This window comes from Streptomyces sp. NPDC007157 (assembly GCF_040634235.1).
In the GTDB taxonomy this organism is placed as follows: Bacteria; Actinomycetota; Actinomycetes; order Streptomycetales; family Streptomycetaceae; genus Streptomyces.
Genome location: NZ_JBEYFE010000025.1, coordinates 34360 through 52742, shown reverse-complemented (window position 1 = coordinate 52742; position 18383 = coordinate 34360). Strand labels below are relative to the sequence as shown.

At 72.5% G+C, this 18383-nt stretch carries 17 protein-coding genes; 8 read left to right on the top strand and 9 right to left on the bottom strand.

Features of this window, described 5'->3' with window-relative positions:
- Positions 1–59: 59 nt before the first annotated feature.
- Positions 60–740: a PAS domain-containing protein gene (locus ABZ642_RS35235; RefSeq protein WP_360491806.1), complete on the top strand. Its 681-nt coding sequence runs from the start codon at positions 60–62 to the stop codon at positions 738–740.
- 2 nt (positions 741–742) lie between these two features.
- Here ABZ642_RS35235 and ABZ642_RS35230 read toward each other — a convergent pair whose 3' ends face one another.
- Genes ABZ642_RS35230 through ABZ642_RS35220 form a run of 3 tightly spaced genes read right to left on the bottom strand, consistent with a single transcriptional unit; the run spans position 743 to position 4790 of the window.
- Entirely contained in the window at positions 743–1984 is a 1242-nt protein-coding gene (locus tag ABZ642_RS35230) for a VWA-like domain-containing protein (RefSeq protein WP_360491803.1), read from the bottom strand.
- Positions 1981–3198 carry a MoxR family ATPase gene (locus tag ABZ642_RS35225; RefSeq protein ID WP_360491800.1) on the bottom strand — a complete coding sequence of 406 codons (1218 nt, stop codon included), beginning with the start codon at positions 3196–3198 and terminating at the stop codon, positions 1981–1983. Before ABZ642_RS35225 ends, ABZ642_RS35230 begins: the two co-directional genes overlap by 4 nt.
- Before the next feature lie 41 nt (positions 3199–3239).
- Complete coding sequence (locus ABZ642_RS35220; protein WP_360491797.1) at positions 3240–4790, bottom strand: hypothetical protein; 1551 nt, start codon at positions 4788–4790, stop codon at positions 3240–3242.
- 203 nt (positions 4791–4993) lie between these two features.
- On the opposite strand from ABZ642_RS35220, the gene ABZ642_RS35215 reads away from it, so the two are divergent.
- The 6 genes from ABZ642_RS35215 (at position 4994) to ABZ642_RS35190 (ending at position 11419) form a co-directional block, all read left to right on the top strand.
- A complete protein-coding gene (locus ABZ642_RS35215; RefSeq protein WP_360491794.1) occupies positions 4994–5515 on the top strand; it encodes a SigE family RNA polymerase sigma factor in 522 nt (173 codons plus the stop codon).
- A gap of 10 nt (positions 5516–5525) precedes the next feature.
- Positions 5526–6083, top strand: a complete 558-nt coding sequence (locus ABZ642_RS35210) for a hypothetical protein (protein ID WP_360491791.1) — start codon at positions 5526–5528, stop codon at positions 6081–6083.
- 102 nt (positions 6084–6185) lie between these two features.
- A complete protein-coding gene (locus tag ABZ642_RS35205) occupies positions 6186–7301 on the top strand; it encodes a dolichyl-phosphate beta-glucosyltransferase (RefSeq protein ID WP_360491788.1) in 1116 nt (371 codons plus the stop codon).
- A gap of 122 nt (positions 7302–7423) precedes the next feature.
- Positions 7424–8563, top strand: coding sequence for a hypothetical protein (locus tag ABZ642_RS35200; protein WP_360492068.1), 1140 nt, complete (start codon positions 7424–7426; stop codon positions 8561–8563).
- 191 nt (positions 8564–8754) lie between these two features.
- The gene (locus ABZ642_RS35195; RefSeq protein ID WP_360491785.1) at positions 8755–9111 is read left to right on the top strand and encodes a hypothetical protein; all 357 of its coding nucleotides are present in this window, start codon (positions 8755–8757) and stop codon (positions 9109–9111) included.
- Between the two features lie 742 nt (positions 9112–9853).
- Entirely contained in the window at positions 9854–11419 is a 1566-nt protein-coding gene (locus tag ABZ642_RS35190; RefSeq protein WP_360491782.1) for a hypothetical protein, read from the top strand.
- Positions 11420–11553: 134 nt separating this feature from the next.
- Here ABZ642_RS35190 and ABZ642_RS35185 read toward each other — a convergent pair whose 3' ends face one another.
- Positions 11554–12351 carry an SAM-dependent methyltransferase gene (locus tag ABZ642_RS35185; protein ID WP_360491779.1) on the bottom strand — a complete coding sequence of 266 codons (798 nt, stop codon included), beginning with the start codon at positions 12349–12351 and terminating at the stop codon, positions 11554–11556.
- Positions 12352–12613: 262 nt separating this feature from the next.
- On the opposite strand from ABZ642_RS35185, the gene ABZ642_RS35180 reads away from it, so the two are divergent.
- The gene (locus tag ABZ642_RS35180; protein WP_352221831.1) at positions 12614–13003 is read left to right on the top strand and encodes a cold shock domain-containing protein; all 390 of its coding nucleotides are present in this window, start codon (positions 12614–12616) and stop codon (positions 13001–13003) included.
- Between the two features lie 28 nt (positions 13004–13031).
- Here ABZ642_RS35180 and ABZ642_RS35175 read toward each other — a convergent pair whose 3' ends face one another.
- Genes ABZ642_RS35175 through ABZ642_RS35155 form a run of 5 tightly spaced genes read right to left on the bottom strand, consistent with a single transcriptional unit; the run spans position 13032 to position 18262 of the window.
- On the bottom strand, positions 13032–13808 hold the full coding sequence (locus tag ABZ642_RS35175) for an ABC transporter permease (protein WP_360491776.1): 777 nt from the start codon (positions 13806–13808) through the stop codon (positions 13032–13034).
- A complete protein-coding gene (locus tag ABZ642_RS35170) occupies positions 13805–15325 on the bottom strand; it encodes an ABC transporter permease subunit (protein WP_360491773.1) in 1521 nt (506 codons plus the stop codon). The genes ABZ642_RS35175 and ABZ642_RS35170 overlap by 4 nt, the downstream gene beginning before the upstream one ends.
- Entirely contained in the window at positions 15322–16254 is a 933-nt protein-coding gene (locus ABZ642_RS35165) for an ATP-binding cassette domain-containing protein (protein ID WP_360491770.1), read from the bottom strand. Before ABZ642_RS35165 ends, ABZ642_RS35170 begins: the two co-directional genes overlap by 4 nt.
- A 35-nt stretch (positions 16255–16289) precedes the next feature.
- On the bottom strand, positions 16290–17009 hold the full coding sequence (locus tag ABZ642_RS35160) for a response regulator transcription factor (protein WP_360491767.1): 720 nt from the start codon (positions 17007–17009) through the stop codon (positions 16290–16292).
- Positions 17006–18262, bottom strand: coding sequence for a sensor histidine kinase (locus ABZ642_RS35155; RefSeq protein ID WP_360491764.1), 1257 nt, complete (start codon positions 18260–18262; stop codon positions 17006–17008). Before ABZ642_RS35155 ends, ABZ642_RS35160 begins: the two co-directional genes overlap by 4 nt.
- Positions 18263–18383: the final 121 nt, after the last annotated feature.

Genomic DNA, 18383 nt, shown 5'->3' with positions numbered 1-18383 from the left:
GTCTATCATCTGGACGTGAAGTCCAGACCCGGTCCGGGCGGGGACACGGAGGCGAGCGGATGGCACAGGAACCGACGGGTACGGCGGGCGGCGCGGCGGCACGGGCCGAGCAGGACGCGGTCATCGCCGCGCTGGCCCCGGTCGTCGAGGGGATCGTGGCGACCTTCGGCGCCTTCTGCGAGGTCGTCATCCATGACTTCCGTCGCCCCGAGCGCTCCGTCGTGGCCATCGCCGGGTCGGTCACCGGCCGCGGGGTCGGCGGGTCGATGAGCGAGATCGGCATGAAGCTGCTGGCGGCCGGGGACGCGGCGGCCGACGAGCTGAACTACCTCACCCGCACCCGGGACGGGAAGCTCGTCAAGTCCTCCACGATGGTGCTGCGCGACTCGGCCGGTACGGCGTTCGGGGCGCTGTGCGTGAACCTCGACGTCACGGCCGTGACCCAGGTCCATGCGCTGGTCGGCGACCTGGCCGGGGTCGCGGTCCTGCCCGAGGCACCGCCGACCACGACGTTCGGCGACGACATCACCGCCGTACTGGACTCCATCGTCGACGCCCGCCAGCTGCGCGAGGCCAGACCGTGGCCCCAGCTCACCCGCGACGAACGCCTGGAGCTGTTCCGGGACCTCGACCGACAGGGTGTCTTCGCGGTGCGCGGTGCGGTCCAGCAGATCGCCGCCCGGCTCGGCATCTCCCGCGCCTCCGCGTACAACTACCTGGCGGCGACCAGAACTGACTAGCGTCATCCGATGTGTACGACCCGGGCCCAGGCGGGTGGTTCGTCCGGTACGTAGTCGGGGTCGTCCTCGTTGTACGACGTACCGGCGTGGTGGCGGGGGAACAGACCGACCACCGTCCGGCAGGGCGGCTGGGTCCCCGGCCAGGGTGTCTGTCCGTCGGTCAGGGCCACCACGACGTCCGGGGCCGGGCGGGCCCGCAACGCCTTGGCGAAGCCCGCGCGCAGATCCGTGCCGCCGCCGCCCACCAGCGCGATGCCCTCGGCACGGCACAGGGGGTGCACGGTCCGGGCGGCCGCGTCGCAGGAGACCACGCTGACCAGGTCCCGGCGGCCGCCGACGGCGCGGGCGATGGCGGCCACCTCCAGCAGGGCGCTGCCCAGTTCGGCGTCGCTGACCGAGCCGGAGGTGTCGATGACGACGGAGACCCGGGGCGGCCTGCGGCGCAGGCTGGGGAGCACCACGCCGGGCAGACTTGCCGAACGGCGCGACGGGCGACCGTAGTCGTAGTCGTCGCCCGCCCCCGCGGCGGAGGTCGCCGAGCGGACCGCCGCGCCCAACAGCTCCCGCCACGGCTGCGGCGGATGGAATGCCTCCTCCGCCCAGCGCCGCCAGCCGTCCGGGGTGCTCCCCGGGCGCCCGGTGATGGCCTGCGCGACCCGGAACCGCACCCCGTCGCGCTCCTGCTCACTGAGGCCGTGTGCGCCGTCCGGCCCCAGGTCCCATTCCCGTTCCCGGCCGTCGGCGCCGCTGCCGCAGTCCAGCCAGGTGAGGCCCTCGGTCAGCGGTCCCAGCCGGAACTGCCGCAGGTAGTCCTCCATCAGCAGGCCCTCGTCCAGCTTCAGGTTGCGTGGCCGGACGGCGCCCTGGGGCCGGGCCAGTCCGTCGCCGTAGGCGTCGTCGTTGATCTCCAGGTCCGCCGCGATGTTCATCCGCAGCCGCTCGCCGGCCCCGGTCAGCCCGCGCTGCCTGGCGACCCGGTCGCTGCGCCCGTGGTGGTCGCGCAGCAGGTGCGACACCTCGTGCACGCAGACGCCGGCCAGGTCCTGCACCGGCATCCGGTCCACGAACGCCGGCGAGACATAGCACCGCCAGTGGGCGTCGACGGCCATGGTCGGCACCTGCCGCGACTCCACCACGTGCAGGGCGAACAGCGCGGTGGCGAGGTAGGGCCGGGCCCGGGCGGCCTGCAGCCGGGCGGCGTACAGCTTCTCCAGGTCCAGTGCCCCGGCCGGTGCGGTGCTCATCGTCCGGCCTTCGCGGCCACGCGCTGGGCGGCCCGTTCGGCCCGGCGGGACACGGAGACGGCCCCGGCGAGGCGTTCGACGGCCTCGGGCACGTCCCAGTCCTCCCGGCGGAGCGAGGCGAGGGTGGTGGCGGGTACCACCACCAGGTCCGGGGCACCGGTGTCCAGCGCGCGGACCAGCAGCGCCCAGGCCGCGTCCCAGCGGGCCCGGTCGGGCCGCTCGCGCACGGCGGCGACCACGCCGTCGAGCACGGCCTGGCGCAGGTCGCCGCGCTCGGGCAGCTCGGCCGCGCCCGGGTCGGCGAGCAGGGTCTCGGGGTCCGGCAGCTCCATCCGGTCCACGCTCGCGAGGAGTTCGAGCCCCGGGCCGTCCCCGACCGTGCCCCGCACCAGCAGGGAGAGCACGTCCCGGGAGGAGCCGGCGGCGTGCGCGAAGGCGACCAGCCGCAGGGTCATGTCCCAGCTGCGGGGCGAGGGCCAGGCGCCGCCCCTGCGTGTCTCACCGCTGGGCAGCCGGTGGACGAGCGTGGGGCGGGTGGCGAGCAGACCGCACACCGCGCGGCGCGCGAAGTCCACGGCGGCGGGCAGCTTGTCCGGGTCGAGGCGGGGCAGGACCGCCCGGGGCCAGGTGCCGCCGAGGCCGCGTACGACGACCTCGTGGTCGTGGGCCCACTGCAGATGCACGAACCGGTTGGCCAGCGGCGGGCTCAGCTCCCAGCCGTCGGCCGCCGAGGACCGCGGGTTGGCCGCCGCCACGATCCGTACTCCGGGCGGAAGTCGCAGGGCGCCGACCCGTCGTTCCAGGACGAGCCGGAGCAGGGCGGCCTGCACGGCCGGCGGCGCGGTGGACAGCTCGTCCAGGAAAAGCAGGCCCCGGCCGGCCTTCACCAGGCGTACCGCCCAGTCCGGCGGAGCCATCGGGACGCCCTGGACGGCGGGGTCGTCCCCTACGACGGGCAGCCCGGAGAAGTCGGACGGCTCGTGCACGCTGGCGATCACCGTGGTCAGCGGCAGGTCGAGGGAGTCGGCCAGCTGGGTGAGGGCGGCGGTCTTGCCGATGCCGGGCTCGCCCCACAGGAGGACGGGCAGGTCGGCGGCCACGGCGAGGGTGAGCGCCGCCAGCTGGGTGTCGGGGCGGGGTTCGGTGGCGGAGTCACCGAGCAGCTTCAAAAGGTCGTCAGCTACGTCGAGTTGGGCGGAAACGCGCATGGGCATGTCTGATCACCTTGGGGTGTGAGTAAGCAAGTGGGTGTGGGTCAGCGCCAGGTGGCGGGGCGTGGGCCGAGGCGCGGGTCGCGGGAGCGCGGTCGCCGCCGTTGCCGGGTACGGACGGGGCCGGTGCCGGGTCCGGCGAGGCCCGCCCGGTAGAGGCCGTACGCGATGCGCCGACGCGCGGCCGACTCCAGTTCGTCCTTCAACGGGCCGTCACGCAGCACGGCTTCGGGCCCCAGCAGTCCTTCGACGACGGCGAGCGCGCCGGCGATGTCCCCGTGGTCGAGCCGTTCGCGTACACCGGTGAGGCAGTCCGGTCGGCGGTGTGCCTCGTCGATGACCCACAGGCAGGGCAGCGGCGGGCCGCCGAGCGCCACCAGCAGTTCCTCGCGCCGCAGTTCGGCCGGGGCGTGGTCCAGCGGGGACAGCACCCTGTCGACCAGGCCGATGCGGTGGAGGACACCCCGGCACTCCACGAGGCGTGGCCGCCCGGCCGGATCCGGGTGCGGGATCCGGGCGGCCGGTGCGTATCCGGGTACGAGTGCCGCCGCGACCAGCGGATGCAGTCGCCCGGCGTCGATCAGCCCGGCGCGCAGCAGCTCCAGGTCGGGGAGGGTCCAGGTCGCCGCGTCGGGCAGCACGGGCAGCGAACCGGTGTGCCCGCCGGGGCTCGTGGTCGCCGTCCCGTCGGCCGCGAGGTGCAGGGCGAGCCGCTGCCGGCCGCGCAGGTGCACGGCGACGGTTCCGCTGTCCCGCCCCTCGGCACGCAGCACGATCCGCGCCTCGTCCACCCAACGGTCCGTGGCACACGACGCCGACACCGGACCGGCACCCGAGTGGGCGCGCGGTTCGCCGGCGAGGCCCGAGTGGGCGCGCGGTCCGACGGCGAAGCCCGAATCGGCACGCGGTCCGACGGCGAAACCCACATCGGTACGCGGTTCAACGGCGAAACCCAAGTCCGTAAGCGGTTCGACGGCGAGGCCCGAGTCCGTAAGCGGTTCGCCGGCGAAGCCCGAGTGGGTACGCGGTCCGACGGCCACGCCCGTGCACGCCCCTTCGCCGCCGGACCGGGTCCGCAGGTCGCCGGCGGCGTCCGCGTCCCAGAGATGGCGGTGCAGGTCGAAGCGGAACCGGCGGCTGGGGCGCGGATGCGGATGCCCCCGGGCGGCCGGCTCGCGCAGGTTTCCGTCCCAGAGCGCGAGGCTGATCCGCTGCCCGGCGTCGGCCCAGGCCGGCGGTGTCCGGGCCACTAGCTCCACGGATCCCCGCCCGACGTCATAGCGGGCGAGCGGCATGGTCAGCCCGGGCCGCAGCAGCCCGTCGGGCGCGATTCTCGGCAGGTGCCAGCGCAGCAGGTCGGGAGCGAACCGCCGCAGGTCGGCACGGACCCCTTCCATGACGTCCCGGCCCCGGGTACGGGCCAGGTCACGCAGGTTGAGGTCGACGTCGAAACCGGCCGCGGCACACGCCCCCGCCCAGTCCCCGGCAGCGCGCCGGGCGGTCGCGGTTTCGATCATGGCGGGCGGCACGGCGAACTCCCGCACCCGCCGCCAGAGGAAGAGCCGGGTGTCCTCGTACACGGGGTGAGTGGCCATCAGCACTCACCTTGCGTGGACGGGACCCCCGATCTGTGAACAGAGTGAGTGGTCATCGCGGGGAGCATACGGCGGCGGCGCCCCGGTCGGCCACGCAATTACGCGGCGGCCCGCACGTGACGGGGATCACCTCGGCCAAGTGCAGCGTTCCGTCGTTCCCAGGGCCTTTTCCCAGGTGTAGGCAGCCGGGGAGAGCGGGGACCGTGGGAACCGAGGGAACGGAGCAGGCTCGGGCCGGTGAGTACGACGAGTTCGTGGCGGCCCGCTGGTCGGGGTTGTTCCATCTGGCCCGTCTGCTCACCGGCGGCGATCGGCATCGGGCCGAGGATCTGTTGCAGGAGTCCTTGGTCAGACTGTGGTTCGTCTGGCCGAAGATCGCCGACGAGGCACCGGAGGCGTACGTCCGCAAGGTGCTGGCCCGCGCGGCCGCGCGCTCGGCACGGCGCCGCTGGTGGGGTGAGCGCCCCGTCGAGGATCTGCCCGAGGTCGCGGCGGCCGGCGACCTGTCGGCGGCCGTCGCCGAGCGGTCCCGTCTGGAGGCCGCGCTCGCCCTGCTGACCCCGCGCCAGCGGGCCGCGGTCGTCCTGCGCTACTACCAGGACCTGCCCGACCGGCAGGTGGCCGAGGTACTGGGCTGCCCGGTGGGCACGGCCCGGTCGCACGCGGCACGCGGTGTGGCCCGGCTGCGTCAGCTGCTGGCCGACGTCATCGAGCCGGTGGGGTGAGGGAGAAGCCATGGATCACTTCGAGCGTCAGCTGACGCAGTTGATGCACGGCGAACGGGAGACGGCGGCGTTCGAGCCCCGGCACCGGGACCGGCTGCGGGCCGGTGTGCAGGCGCGACGGCGCGTGCGCGCGGCCCAGCGCGCGGCCGGTGGTGTCCTCGCGGCCGCGGGGGTCTGCCTCGGCCTCTTCCTGTGGCCCCATTCCGCCGTCCACGACGAACCCGGCGCGCCCCACCCGTGGCCCGCGACCAGCCCCGGCCCGAGCACGGGTACGGCCTCGGGGCCGAGCCCCTCCCCCACCGCACCGGCCACCGGCGCCACGACGTCGGCCCCGCCGCCCACCGACACCTCCTCGCCCACGCCCACCGACTCGGCCACGAGCGGCGCCCCGGCCTCGTCGACGCCGTCCGGGACGACCACCCCGGACTCGGGCGCGACCTCGTCGGAGGGCACCTCCACGGACGACTCCGGCGGCACGTCCGGAGATTCCACCGCCACCACGCCCCCGCCGTCGGCCCCCACGACCGAGAGAGCCGACCCGTCGACCTCGGCCGGCTCGGCCGGATAGCGAGCGGCCCACCGTCCCTCACCCCACCCCGCCGGGTGTGCCTTCGGCACGCCCCGAGAACGAGTACGAATGCGAAAAAACACCATGAAACGCTCTCAGTTCATGCCCCCCGAAGCCACCTCGCCGGCCCCGGCTCCCCCACCCCCGACCCACCACGACGAGCCGGTCCTGGACCTGGCCGTGCCGGTGTTCAACGAGGAGACCGACCTGGAACCGAGCGTCCGGCGGCTCCACGCCCATCTGCGGGAGACGTTCCCGTACCCCTTCCGTATCACCGTCGCCGACAACGCCAGCACGGACGCCACCCCGCTGATCGCCGCCCGGCTCGCCCGCGAACTGCCCGAGGTGGAGTGGATACGGCTGGCCGAGAAGGGGCGCGGCCGGGCGCTGCGGGCCGCCTGGTCGAGGTCGCGGGCACCTGTCCTCGCCTATCTCGACGTGGACCTGTCGACCGGGCTCGCGGCGCTGCTGCCGCTCGTCGCCCCGCTGCTCTCGGGCCACTCCGATGTGGCCATCGGCACCCGGCTGACGCCCGGCTCCCGGGTGGTGCGCGGCCCCCGGCGGGAGATCGTCTCCCGCTGCTACAACGTCCTGCTGCGCTGCACCCTTTCGGTCCGGTTCTCGGACGCGCAGTGCGGTTTCAAGGCGGTACGCCGGGACGCCGCCGAGCGGCTGCTGCCGCTGGTGCGGGACTCCGGCTGGTTCTTCGACACCGAGTTGCTGGTCGTCGCCGAGCGGGCCGGGCTGCGCATCCACGAGGTGCCGGTCGACTGGGTGGACGACCCGGACAGCCGGGTCGCGCTGCTGGCCACCGCGGTGGCCGATCTGCGCGGTATCGCGAGGGTCGGCTGGGCACTCGCCCGGGGCGCGCTGCCGACGGCCCGGCGAGAACGGCGGTCCGTGACACCGGCGCTCGTCACGGCTCTCGGGCATCTCCTGCTGTACGCGGCCGTGCGCCCGGCCACCGGGGAACAGGTGGCCAACTCCCTCTCGTTGCTGGCTTGTTGGACCCTCGTTCAGACGGCCCTCGGCGCGCTTCCGCTGCCCGCCCTGGCCGTCCGGCTGGCCCTCACCGCCGGTTCGCTCACCGCCCTGCGGCACACCGTGCCCGCCGCCGGGCACCGCGCCGAACTCGCCGTCCTGGCCGCCGCCCATCTGGCCCTCGTGCCAGGGCTGTTGCCGCTCCGGCGGAACCGGACGGAGTCCGCGGCCTCGTGAAAACGCCTGGGACGACACCTGTGACGATCATGCGCCCGGCCCTGCCCGAGGCCCCCGCTCCCGGTACTCCGGAGACCCCCGTTCTCCGGCGGTGGCTGCGCCGCTACGGCCCGGTCCTCGCGATGTACGGGGTCCTGAAGCTCATCGGCTTCGGCTCGTTCATGTATCTGCTGGACTCGGCCGGGGACTTCCGCCGGAAGCATCCGCGCTTCGGGGGCGGCGCGCACACCTGGGACGTGCTGGGCACCTGGGACGGCTGGTGGTACCAGCAGATCGCCCTGCACGGCTACCACCCCGCGCTGGTCCCGGTCCCCGGCGCCACCGGCCTGATCACCCTCCAGGGCAACTCGGCCGCGTTCTTCCCGCTGTACCCGGCGCTGATGCGGCTGGCCATGGAGGTCACCGGTCTCGGCCCGTTCGGTGCCGGGCTGCTGGTGTCGGTGGTGGCCTCGTTCGTGGCGGCACTGGGGATCCACGCCGTCGCCGCGTGGTTCGGCGGCCGCCGGGCGGGGCTGGCGGCGGCCGGACTCTGGGCCGTGTGGCCGGGCTCCGGCGTGGAGTGGGCCGTCTACTCGGACTCGCTGTACGTGGCCCTCGCCGCCTGGGCCCTGTACGCGGTACTGACCCGCCGCTGGCTGACGGCCGGTGTGCTGACCTTCGCGGCCGGACTCAACCGGCCCACCGCCGCGGCCCTGATCGCCGCGCTCGCCCTGGCCGGGCTGCTCGCGCTGCGCCGCCGCGAGGACGGTGTCGCCCGTCCGCTGACCGCGATGCTCGTGGCCCCGCTGGGCCTGCTCGGCTACCTCGGCTGGGTGGGCCACCGGATGGGCGACTACGGCGGCTACTTCAGGCTCCAGTCGGACGCATGGGGACACGAGTTCGACTACGGCAGGCAGACCCTGGACGTCCTGACGTCCGTCGCCGTGGGCCACTTCGGCTATCTCTTCGCGCTCCCGTTCGCGGACGTCATCGGCGTCGGTGTCGTGCTGCTGGACCTCGCACTGCTGCCGCTGCTGATCCGGCTGCGGCCGCCGGCGGTGGTGGTCGTCCACACAGTACTCACCCTGGCGCTGGTGCTCGGCAGCCAGCAGTACTTCGCGAACGTCTCGCGCTATCTGCTGCCCGCCTTCCCGCTGTTCGTGCCGCTCGCGGTCGCGCTGCGCCGGGTCGGCCTGCCCTGCCAGTGCCTGGTGCTGGGCCTCGCCGCACTGGCCTCCGGCTCGTACGCGGGGTACGCGCTGTTCGAACTCGGGGTGCCCTAGGGGTGTCCGGCGGATCGTAGGCGGACGGCGGATTCACTGATATGGCACCCGAAGGATCGATTTGTCATGCCCCGTAGGGGTGAGACCACGTATCGGGATCCGTTGCTCGGGGAGGGAGTACGCGGCGGACCCGGACACGTCCCGGGTCCGCGGGCTCCTCAGGGAGTCGCCCTCAGGCAGAAAAGGTTTTCATGCGCCTTCGCCACACCGCGGCCGCCGCATTCGGTGCGCTCGCTCTCGTCGTCACCCTGCCGACCTCCGCGAGCGCCGCCACCGGAGACTTCTCCTACAAGTTCGTGGGCCTCGACGGCTCGCCCCAGTCGGCCACCCTTCATGACCCGGTCAGCCCTGGCTGCGTCCCACTGCCTGAGGTCGCGGACCCGGGCAGCTCCGAGCCCGCGTTCGCCCCGCACAACGACACCGACGAGTGGGTGATGGTGTTCACCGAGCCGGACTGCACCGGCGACTCCTGGACGCTGCGTCCGCACGGAAACCCCGCCACGGACCGCCTGAAGCTGCGTTCGGTGTTCCTGACCGGCCGCCACTGAGCGAAGCCGCCGTCGCCCTGTCGTCGGATCATCGCCCGCGGTGAACTCCGCCCGGTAGGACAGGGCGCCGCACCCTGTGCCGACACCAGCTCACCTGCCTCCGCTGGACGAAGTCTCTCCGGCGGAGGCCACGGAGCGCATCGGGGTTCTCGACCGCACGCCACCTGTGATCCCGACCCTGCCGTGCTGCCTCCCATGTCACCGCCACAGGCCTGAAATGCCCCTACTCGGCCGTAGGCCGGGAGGCGATCGGATCGGGTCGGCTTGGCGCTTCTCCTCGAATTCGATGGGGCCGAGATGGCCGAGCCGTTTCTGAATGCGGCGAGTATCGCAGTGGTGAAGACGCGGCCGCGGACGCACTCGATCTCTTCAATGACCCGGGCCGCGTGTTGGCTGCAATGCCCCGGGCCGCCTGTGGTTATATCGCGACAGCGAAGGTGATGGCGATGGCGATGGCAACCAGCCCACCATCGTCGGCTGTCCGGCGGCACTTGCGCAAGGTCGTACCGGCGCTGTGGACCCGCATGGCGAGCAGACCCTCATGGGGGCGAATTGATGGCAGGCCGATCGGGCGCCGGTCCTCGGCGACGGCGTAATCACCTGGTCCTCGCCTTCTGTTTCAACCCAAGTCTCCTCCGACGCGCATGAGTGGCACGAAGGTCGGTCACGGTCGTTCGAGCAGATCGGATCCCGATGCCGGGCGATGGCGGACATCTACTCCACAGGTGGGTGAATACGTTTCATGAAAGACGGCGACGAAGATGCGCGTACGGGGCGGCCACGCGGGATCCTGAGCAGGCGACGTCTCCTTCAGGGGACAGCGGGCACTTTCGGTGCCGCTCTGGCATCCGCCGGCATCTACGAGACGATCGACACCATTGCAAAGCCACCACACCGGGCCGCTCTCGCCGACAGCTCGCCCATGCAGGAACAATACATCCTGCAGAACGAGCAAGTGGTCATGGTCAATGGCTCGGGCGTGAAGAGCAGCGATGGCAAGATTGCGGTCCGGGTGCCGGCCCTGCACGATCATGTCATTACCGCAAGGCTGAATGTGTCGGCGAATGCCAAGGCGTTGCAGGAGGCACAGCACCACCTCGAGTCCGTCCTCCTGGATCTGGAACGCCAATTCCCACCCACTCCCTCAGGAGTGGCCGCCACGGTGGCCTGGGGACTTCCCTACTTCCACCACTACGTCCCCACCCTGGGCAAGGCGTCGGACTTCTTCAGAGCGGGAACACGTTACCCGGAGTATCTGCCGGTCGATTTGGAGACCTCCAAGACGGCGGGCCATACCGTATATGCACTCCAGGAGGCCAGGACGTTCCCCAGCGACCAGCCCCCGTCCGGCTTCGGGCCGGTCCGCTTGGAACAGAATGACGTGGCCGTGCTGCTCCGCAGTGACTCGCTCGCCAATATCAAGGCAGCCAGCAACGCCCTCTTCGGTCCTGGAAGCGACCGGGCGGGCAGCCTGTTCAAGGTGACGAGTATCCGCCAGGGCTTCTCCGGGGGCGGTTTCTACGGGCAGCAGGGCCTGCCGAGCAAGATGGCACTGGCAGCCAATATCCCCGGCGCAAAGTCGATTCCGCGAGAGGCACAGGGCTTCCTCGGATTCGCTACCACCCTGGATTCGAACATGGGACCCGGCGTCATCGCCAATCTGGAGACCCTGCCCGGCCTCACCGATCAGTGGCCCAACGGATACTTCAAACAGGGGACGACCATGCATCTCTCGCACCTGTTTCAAGATCTGGTGACCTGGTACGAAAAGAACTTCCCTCAGTACTCGGACCGCGTCCAGGCAATGCTCCATCCCGGCCTCTCACCCGCGCCCGCGCCGGGTACGCTCGCCCTCCAACCGCCGGGTCAGAGCGAAGCCCAAGTGGCGCAAGGGGTCCAGCGGTACCACGCGTACGGCCACACGGGGAGCATGTCGGAGGTGGACAGCACCACATCACCGAAGACGAGTAACTACGGGAAGGCCTACCCCACGGGGACGACCATCCCCGTGCGCGGCGATTTCGACACGCTGGACAACCCGTTCCACTACACGTCCGATCCGACGGCAGACCACTACAGCAAGAAGCCGGCGGCCGGGTTGCACTTCATTCAGTTCCAGCCGACGACAGCAATCTTCAATGTCGTTCGGCTCTCGATGGACGGCCACTATCCCGGTAGGACACTCGCTGTCGCACCGCGCAGCCCCCATGCCGGCATCAACTCGGTCCTGCACACGACCCACCGGCAGAACTATCTGGTTCCACCACGTCGCCATCGCTCCTTCCCGCTCGCCGAGTTCCTCGCCTGACACGAGCCGCGCGCCGCGCACTGAGTTCTCTTTCAGCCTCCGGCCCGTTGTCGGGAGAACCCGGCTCTGCGAAGCGCTGCTCTGTGAACAGCCAAGGGCGCCAGGCGCAGCGCCGGACGCCCCCCGGCGGCGGCTCAGCCCTTCTTGACGGCCACTCCGCCGTAGAAGCCGATCTCCTGGGAGCCCTCCGGCGGGGTGGTGTCCGGGCGCCAGAAGGGGACCTGGATCAGGCCGGGTTCGACCAGGTCGAAGCCGTCGAAGAACTGCTCGATCCGGGCGCGGGGCCGCAGGTTCATGGTGGCGGTCGCGTTGTTGTAGACGGCCTGGGCCGCGCTGCGTTCGGCGAAGTCGTCCGTGGCGTGCGAGAGCACCAGGAAACTGCCGGCCGGGAGCGCGTCGCGCAGGGTGGCGACGATCCGCTCGGGCTCCTCCGCGTCGCGGATGAAGTGCAGGATGGCGACGAGGAACAGGGCGACGGGCTGGTCGAAGTCGATGATCCGGCGGACCTCGGGGTGCTCGACGACGGACTTCGGGTCGCGCAGGTCGGCGAGGACGATGCTGGTGGTGCCGGCCCGGTTGAGCAGCGCGTCGGCGTGCGCCTTCACGATCGGGTCGTTGTCGACGTAGGCGACGCGGACGTCGGCGGCGGCCTCCTGGGCGATCTCGTGCACGTTCGGCGAGGTGGGCAGCCCGGTGCCGACGTCCAGGATCTGGCGGACCCCGCTGTCGATGACGTGCCGGACGGCGCGCTGCAGAAAGCCGCGGTTGGCCCGCACCGAGATCCACACCTCGGGCGCGACGGCGGCGAGCTGGTCACCGGCCTTGCGGTCCACCTCGTAGTTGTCCTTGCCGCCCAGCAGGTAGTCGTAGATCCGCGCGGGATGCGGCTTGCTGGTGTCGATCTCCACGGGGCGATTACCGTCCTGCGTCACGTGTGTGCTCCTCTCGATGACCGCCCGGCCCCCCTTGGCACACCGACGGCTGACGACAGCTTTCCATATCAACTTCGGTGCCCGTGCACCGAGTTCCGGCTACGGACCGCACGGCGTTCGTCCCTGTCACGACGTCATGGTCGCCACGGTGGTGCCACCCGCCCGGACCGGCCGGTGGCGGAGTCGCCCGACCCGGACCGACCTGGCTACCATCTGGCCCAGGTGTCCGGGCAGGTGACCCGGGTTTGGTTGGGGGTTTCTCATGGTTACTGGTCGTGTGGTGCGGTTCGACAGCACCCGCGGGTACGGGTTCATCGCTCCGGACGGTGGCGGAGAGGACGTCTTCCTGCATGTGAACGACATGCAGATGCCGGAGTCCTACGTCCGCCCGGGCGTGGCCGTCGAGTTCGAGATCGAGAGCGGCGAGCGTGGCCCGAAGGCGTCCGGTGTCCGGCTCGCCCGGGGCGCCGACGTCCGGACGCTCGGCCCGGACGACGACTCGCTCTGCGATCTGCTGAGCGCGGACGAGTTCACCCGCGAGGTCACCGAGACGCTGCTGGCGTCGGCCCCCACGCTCACCGCCGAGGAGATCGTCCGGGTCCGCGGCGCACTGGCCCAGTTCGCGAAGAACCACGGCTGGATCGAGGGCTGACCCGCCCACGGCAGGCAAGGCGGCCGGCTCAGGCGTCGCGGGAGCGGAGCAGCCATCCGCCCGTCGTGAGGGCGGCGACCGCCCACAGGGCCAGTACGCCCAGTCCCTGCCAGGGGCCGACGGGGAGGGTGCCGACGCCGACAGTGGTCTGGACGGCCAGCCCAGCCGTCATCGGCGCGATCTGCTGGACATGGCGCTGCCAGTCCGGGTCGGCGATCACCTGGGCGAGGATCGGCAGGACGAACAGCAGGGCCAGGACGATACCGATCGCGGTGGCCGAGCTCCGCACGGCGAGCGCCAGTCCCAGGCTCAGCAGGCCGATCAGGACCAGGTAGAGCACCGAGCCGACCGCGGCCCGCAGGGTCGGTCCGTCGGCCGGCGACAGGACCGGGTATCCGTGTGCCCCGGTGAACCCCCGGCCCGGCCCCACCAGCCGCCCGATCAGCAGCGAGCCGAGCACCGAGACGGTGGCGGCCACCCCCGTCACCGCCGCGAGGACGGCGGCCTTGGCGGACAGCACCGTCAGCCGCCGCGGGACCGCCGTGAGGGTGGTGCGCATCATGCCGGTGCCGTACTCGTTGCCGACCATGAGGACGGCGACGACGGCGACCGCGACCTGCCCTGCCATGACCCCGGTCAGGCTCAGCCGCGCCGGGTCGCCGCCGCAGCCGGCGGCGTCGCACCGGGACGTCGACACCACCCCGGCTCCCACCGCCACGGTCAGCGCGATCACGCCCAGCAACAGCCAGACGCCGGCCACGTCGGTACGCAGCTTCGTCCACTCCGCGTGCCCGGCCCGCCTCACACGTCCCTCCGGCGCAGCAGCACGACCCCGGCGCCGAACGCGACGGCCGCGTAGGCGCACAGGACCGCGAAACCGGCCCAGGGCGTCAGCGGAAAGTAACCCGAGGACGGCGCATAGACGGTGACCACCTGGTCGTACCGCACAAGGCTCTGCTGGACGGCGAACCCGGCGGCCGGGGTGACCCGCAGCAACCACTCGGCGGCCCCGTCGGGCAGCACGGAGGACGTCGCCAGCAGGTACGGCAGGACCATGCCGACCACGACCACGGTGATGGCGACGGCGCCGCGCCGCAGGATCGTGCCCACGCCGAGGGCGAAGACGGCAGCCACGGCCAGCAGCAGGCCGGTGCCGACGACGACCCGCGCCTCGGTGCCGGCCGGCACGGTGAGCACCGGGAACCCGGCGGCCCGCGAACGCCGTCCGCCCAGCGGCACCATCACGGCGGCGGCGACCGTTCCGGCGAGGAAGGCCACCCCGCCCACCACGAGCGCCTTGGCCACCAGGACGCGGCCGCGGCGGGGGCTGGCGGCAAGGGTGACGCCGATCAGTCCGCGCCGGTACTCGGCGGTGATGTATCCGGCGGCGACCACCACGACCACGACGAGCCCGGCGAACGCGCCGACCAGGAAGTTCTCGATGCTGCGCACACCGCTGGCGGCCGGACCGCCCACGACCGGGGCGATGTCCCCGGCGCCGGTGACCGCGAACCCGGTACCGGACGGGGTGGCCCGCCCCTTGGTGTCCTGGGTGTAACTGCCGGAGACCCCGGCGCTCTCGCCCACCTGCCGGTACCGCCAACCGCCTTGCGTCCAGTGGCCGCCCAGGGCGATCCGCCCGAAGGTCCCGGTGGCCACCGCGGGTGCGAACCCGGCGCCGGTCCCGGTGGACTGCTCGACCGCCGGTGAGGTCACGAACAGCCCGACCTGTGCGGTGTCGGGGAGCCCGGTGAGCCGTGCGGTGCCGATCTCGGTCCAGGTACGGCCGTCGGCCGACCGGTAGCCGGTGAGGACGTCCCCGGCGCGCCGCAGTCTGAGCCAGCCCGGCGACCGCGCGGAGACCGGGTCCGCGGGCCCGGCCGTGTCGTGCGTGTAGTCGTACTGCATCCGCACGCCGTGGCTGCCGGTGACCATGACCGCCGCGTACGAAGAGCCCTGTTCCAGGCCGTCCTTGACGATGATGCCGGCCTTCGCCCAGGGCGCGAGGCCGGGTTCGGTGCGGCCGGGTTCGGCGGCGGTCACACCGGTCAGCGCGGTGACCGAGACGGTGAGGGTGCCATCGCCCTGAAGTGGCTGGTGCACGAAGGAGAAGTTGTCGTCGACCGCTTCGCCGCCGGGGCCGACGGGCAGGGCCGAACCACCGTCGGCTGCCGCGTTGCCGGCGGCGGTGGCGAGCAGTCCGACCAGACAGACGAGGAGGACGGCGGCGCCGCAGCTCACCCACCAGCCGCGCACGGTACGGAACTTGGTCCATTCGGCGTGCAGCAGCGCGCCGAACCCGCCGAGGGTGGCGGTGGTCATCGGGCCCCCTCCTCGGGCAGGGTGCCACGGTACTGGACGGCCTCACGGGTCAGTTCCATGTAGGCCTCTTCGAGGGAGGCGCGGTGCGCGGCGACTTCGGCGAACGGGACTCCGTGGCCGGCCAGGAGCGAGACGACGTTCTCGGCGGCCAGCCCTGCGACGGTGACCGTGTCGGGTCCGGTGGAGCTGACGGTGGCGCCGGAGCGGGCGAGGACGGTCATGGCCCGGGTGCGCTCCGAGGTGCGCAGGGTGACCTGGCCCCGGGAGACCGACTCCAGCAGTTCGCGCACGCTCATGTCGGCGACGACCCGGCCCCGGCCGACGACGATCACATGGTCGGCGGTGTCCTGGAGTTCGCCCATGAGGTGGCTGGAGACCAGGACGGCCCGGCCCTCCCCGGCGAGGGAGGCGAGGAAGCCGCGCATCCACCGGAAGCCTTCGGGGTCAAGACCGTTGAAGGGCTCGTCGAGCATGATCGCGGGCGGGTCTGCGAGCAGGGCGGCACCGATACCGAGCCGCTGTCGCATGCCCAGCGAGAAGCCGCCCGCCTTCCGGTTCGCCACGTCCGCCAGGCCGACCTGCCGGAGCACCTCGGTGGCGCGTCCGGCGCGCAGGCCCTGGGAGTGCGCCAGCCACAGCAGGTGGTGGCGGGCGGTGCGGGCGGGCTGGACGGCGGCGGCGTCGAGCAGCGCCCCGATATGGGTGAAAGGAGAGCGCAGTTCCTGGTAGCGGCGGCCGCCGACCAGTGCGCTGCCCCGGTGGGGCCGGTCCAGGCCGAGGATCACCCGCATCGTGGTGGACTTGCCGGCGCCGTTCGGGCCGACGAAGCCGGTGACCTGTCCGGGTCGGACGGTGAACTCCATACCGTCCAGCGCCCGCACGCTCCCGAAGCGCTTGTGTAAGTCCCTGACCTCGATCGTCGTTTCCATGCCCGTCAGGCTAGGAAGTACGAAGGCCGCTCGCGTCACCCGTGGGAGCCAGCTTTCCCGTCCCTCACACGAGGGACGACCAGTCCCGACTCGTAGGCGGCGATCACGGCCTGGGTGCGGTCGCGCAGCCCGAGTTTGGCGAGGATCCGGCTGACGTGGGTCTTGACCGTCTCCTCGCCGACGACGAGCCGGGCCGCGATCTCCGGGTTGGACAGCCCCTCGGCGACGAGCAGCAGCACCTCGGTCTCGCGGGCGGTGAGCGGGCCCGGCCGGGCCTGCGGGGTGCTCGCGGCGGCGCGGGCCGGCAGCCGGGCGAACTCGCTGATCAGCCGGCGGGTGATGCCCGGTGCGAGCAGCGCGTCGCCGGCGGCCACGACCCGTACGGCGTCGAAGAGCCGTTCCGCGGTGACCTCTTTGAGAAGGAAGCCGCTGGCGCCCGCGCGCAGGGCGTCGTAGACGTACTCGTCGAGGTCGAAGGTGGTGAGGATGAGGACGCGCGGTCCGTCCGGCCGCTCCGGTGCGGTGCCGAGGAGCCGGCGGGTGGCCTCGATGCCGTCCAGGCCCGGCATGCGGATGTCCATGAGGACGACGTCCGGGCGGGTCTCGCGGCAGACGCGGACCGCCTCGGTGCCGTCGGACGCGGTGCCGACGACGGTGAAGTCGGGCTGGGAGTCCAGCAGCGCGCCGAAGCCGGTCCGGACGACCAGATGGTCGTCGGCGATCACGACGCGGATCGGCGAGTCGGTGTTGTTCACGCGCTCTCCTCCGTGCGGGCCTCGACGCCGTCGGGCGGTGGGACGGGGAACCGGGCCGTCACCAGGAAGCCGCCGATGTCCGGCGTGCCGGTGCGGACCTCGCCGGCCACCGCTGCGGCCCGCTCCCGCATGCCCAACAGGCCGTGGCCGTCGGCCGGTCGACCCGCGGCGGGACCGGGGCCGTTGTCGCGGACGCGTAGCCGCAGGCAGTCGCCTGCGTAGTGCAGTTCGATGTCCACGGCGGCGCCCGGCGCGTGTTTGCGGGCGTTGGTGAGGGACTCCTGGACGATGCGGTAGACGGCGAGTTCGACGCCGGGGCCGAGGGCACGGGGGTAGCCGCTGAGCACCAGGCGGACGGCGGCGCCGGAGGCCGTACGGGCCTCGTCGAGGAGTTCGTTGAGGTGGCCGAGGTCCGGCTGGGGACTGCGATCGCCGCCGGTGCCGGGCTCGGTGTCCTCGCGCAGGACACCGAGCAGCCGGCGCATCTCGGTGAGCGCGGCGCGCGCGGTGTCCCCGATGCCGAGCAGGCGTTCGGCGCCCTGGGCGGACATGCCCGGGGTGGCCACCCGGGCCGTCTCGGCCTGTACGGCGATCATCGAGAGGTGGTGGCCGACGACGTCGTGGAGTTCGCGGACGATCCGGGCCCGCTCGCCGCGCGCCGCGTTCTCCCACTCGGTGACGGCCATGACCCGGCGTACGGCGGTGTGTTCACGGTCGCGTGCGGCGGCCTGCCCGGCAAGTCCGGCGCAGGCGGCGCAGGGGGCGAGGACCGCGAGCAGCACCTCCCGGGTGTCCGCGGACGGCGCCAGCGCCAGGACGAGGAAGGGCGCGCCGAGGAGCAGCGCGGACAGCGCGGAACCGGTGCGGGCCAGCCGGTACTGGGCAACGGTCTGGGCGGCGAAGCCGGCGACCGTCAGGGTGTGGAGGATCGTGAAGGAGCCCAGGCTCGCGGCGGTGACCGTGACGGCGGCCGCCAACGGGCGCAGGAACACCAGCGGTAGCGCTGTCGACAGACAGAACAGCCCCAATACCAGCGTGAATTGAACTCCACCGGTTCCGGAGGCGCGGTCCGCGAACATCCGGGGGACGGAGCCGTGCCCGGCGACGAACTCCGCGAGGGACTCGGCGACCGCCAGGAGGCCGAGCAACACGGCCCAGGCGTACGGCCGTTGCGTGGCGCGGCGCAGCGTCCGACGCCGACCGTCCCGCCATGCCCCCGCACGCATCACGCCGGCCAGTATGGCAGCGGGCACGTCCGGCCACCGGCACCGCGCTGTGACCAGGGTCACACTTCGCGCGTCGAACTTTGGCTCTCGCCCTGCATCTAGTCCGCGTCGGTTCACCGAGCGGCTGCGGAGCAACCCCCCTCCGGGG

What these genes read in the sequence shown, in the direction of transcription:
- ABZ642_RS35235 (WP_360491806.1), top strand. Translation starts at nt 60, where the DNA reads ATGGCACAGGAACCGACGGGTACGGCGGGCGGCGCGGCGGCACGGGCC.
- ABZ642_RS35230 (WP_360491803.1), bottom strand. Translation starts at nt 1,984, where the DNA reads ATGAGCACCGCACCGGCCGGGGCACTGGACCTGGAGAAGCTGTACGCC.
- ABZ642_RS35225 (WP_360491800.1), bottom strand. Translation starts at nt 3,198, where the DNA reads ATGCCCATGCGCGTTTCCGCCCAACTCGACGTAGCTGACGACCTTTTG.
- ABZ642_RS35220 (WP_360491797.1), bottom strand. Translation starts at nt 4,790, where the DNA reads ATGGCCACTCACCCCGTGTACGAGGACACCCGGCTCTTCCTCTGGCGG.
- ABZ642_RS35210 (WP_360491791.1), top strand. Translation starts at nt 5,526, where the DNA reads ATGGATCACTTCGAGCGTCAGCTGACGCAGTTGATGCACGGCGAACGG.
- ABZ642_RS35205 (WP_360491788.1), top strand. Translation starts at nt 6,186, where the DNA reads ATGCCCCCCGAAGCCACCTCGCCGGCCCCGGCTCCCCCACCCCCGACC.
- ABZ642_RS35200 (WP_360492068.1), top strand. Translation starts at nt 7,424, where the DNA reads ATGTACGGGGTCCTGAAGCTCATCGGCTTCGGCTCGTTCATGTATCTG.
- ABZ642_RS35195 (WP_360491785.1), top strand. Translation starts at nt 8,755, where the DNA reads ATGCGCCTTCGCCACACCGCGGCCGCCGCATTCGGTGCGCTCGCTCTC.
- ABZ642_RS35190 (WP_360491782.1), top strand. Translation starts at nt 9,854, where the DNA reads ATGAAAGACGGCGACGAAGATGCGCGTACGGGGCGGCCACGCGGGATC.
- ABZ642_RS35180 (WP_352221831.1), top strand. Translation starts at nt 12,614, where the DNA reads ATGGTTACTGGTCGTGTGGTGCGGTTCGACAGCACCCGCGGGTACGGG.
- ABZ642_RS35170 (WP_360491773.1), bottom strand. Translation starts at nt 15,325, where the DNA reads ATGACCACCGCCACCCTCGGCGGGTTCGGCGCGCTGCTGCACGCCGAA.
- ABZ642_RS35165 (WP_360491770.1), bottom strand. Translation starts at nt 16,254, where the DNA reads ATGGAAACGACGATCGAGGTCAGGGACTTACACAAGCGCTTCGGGAGC.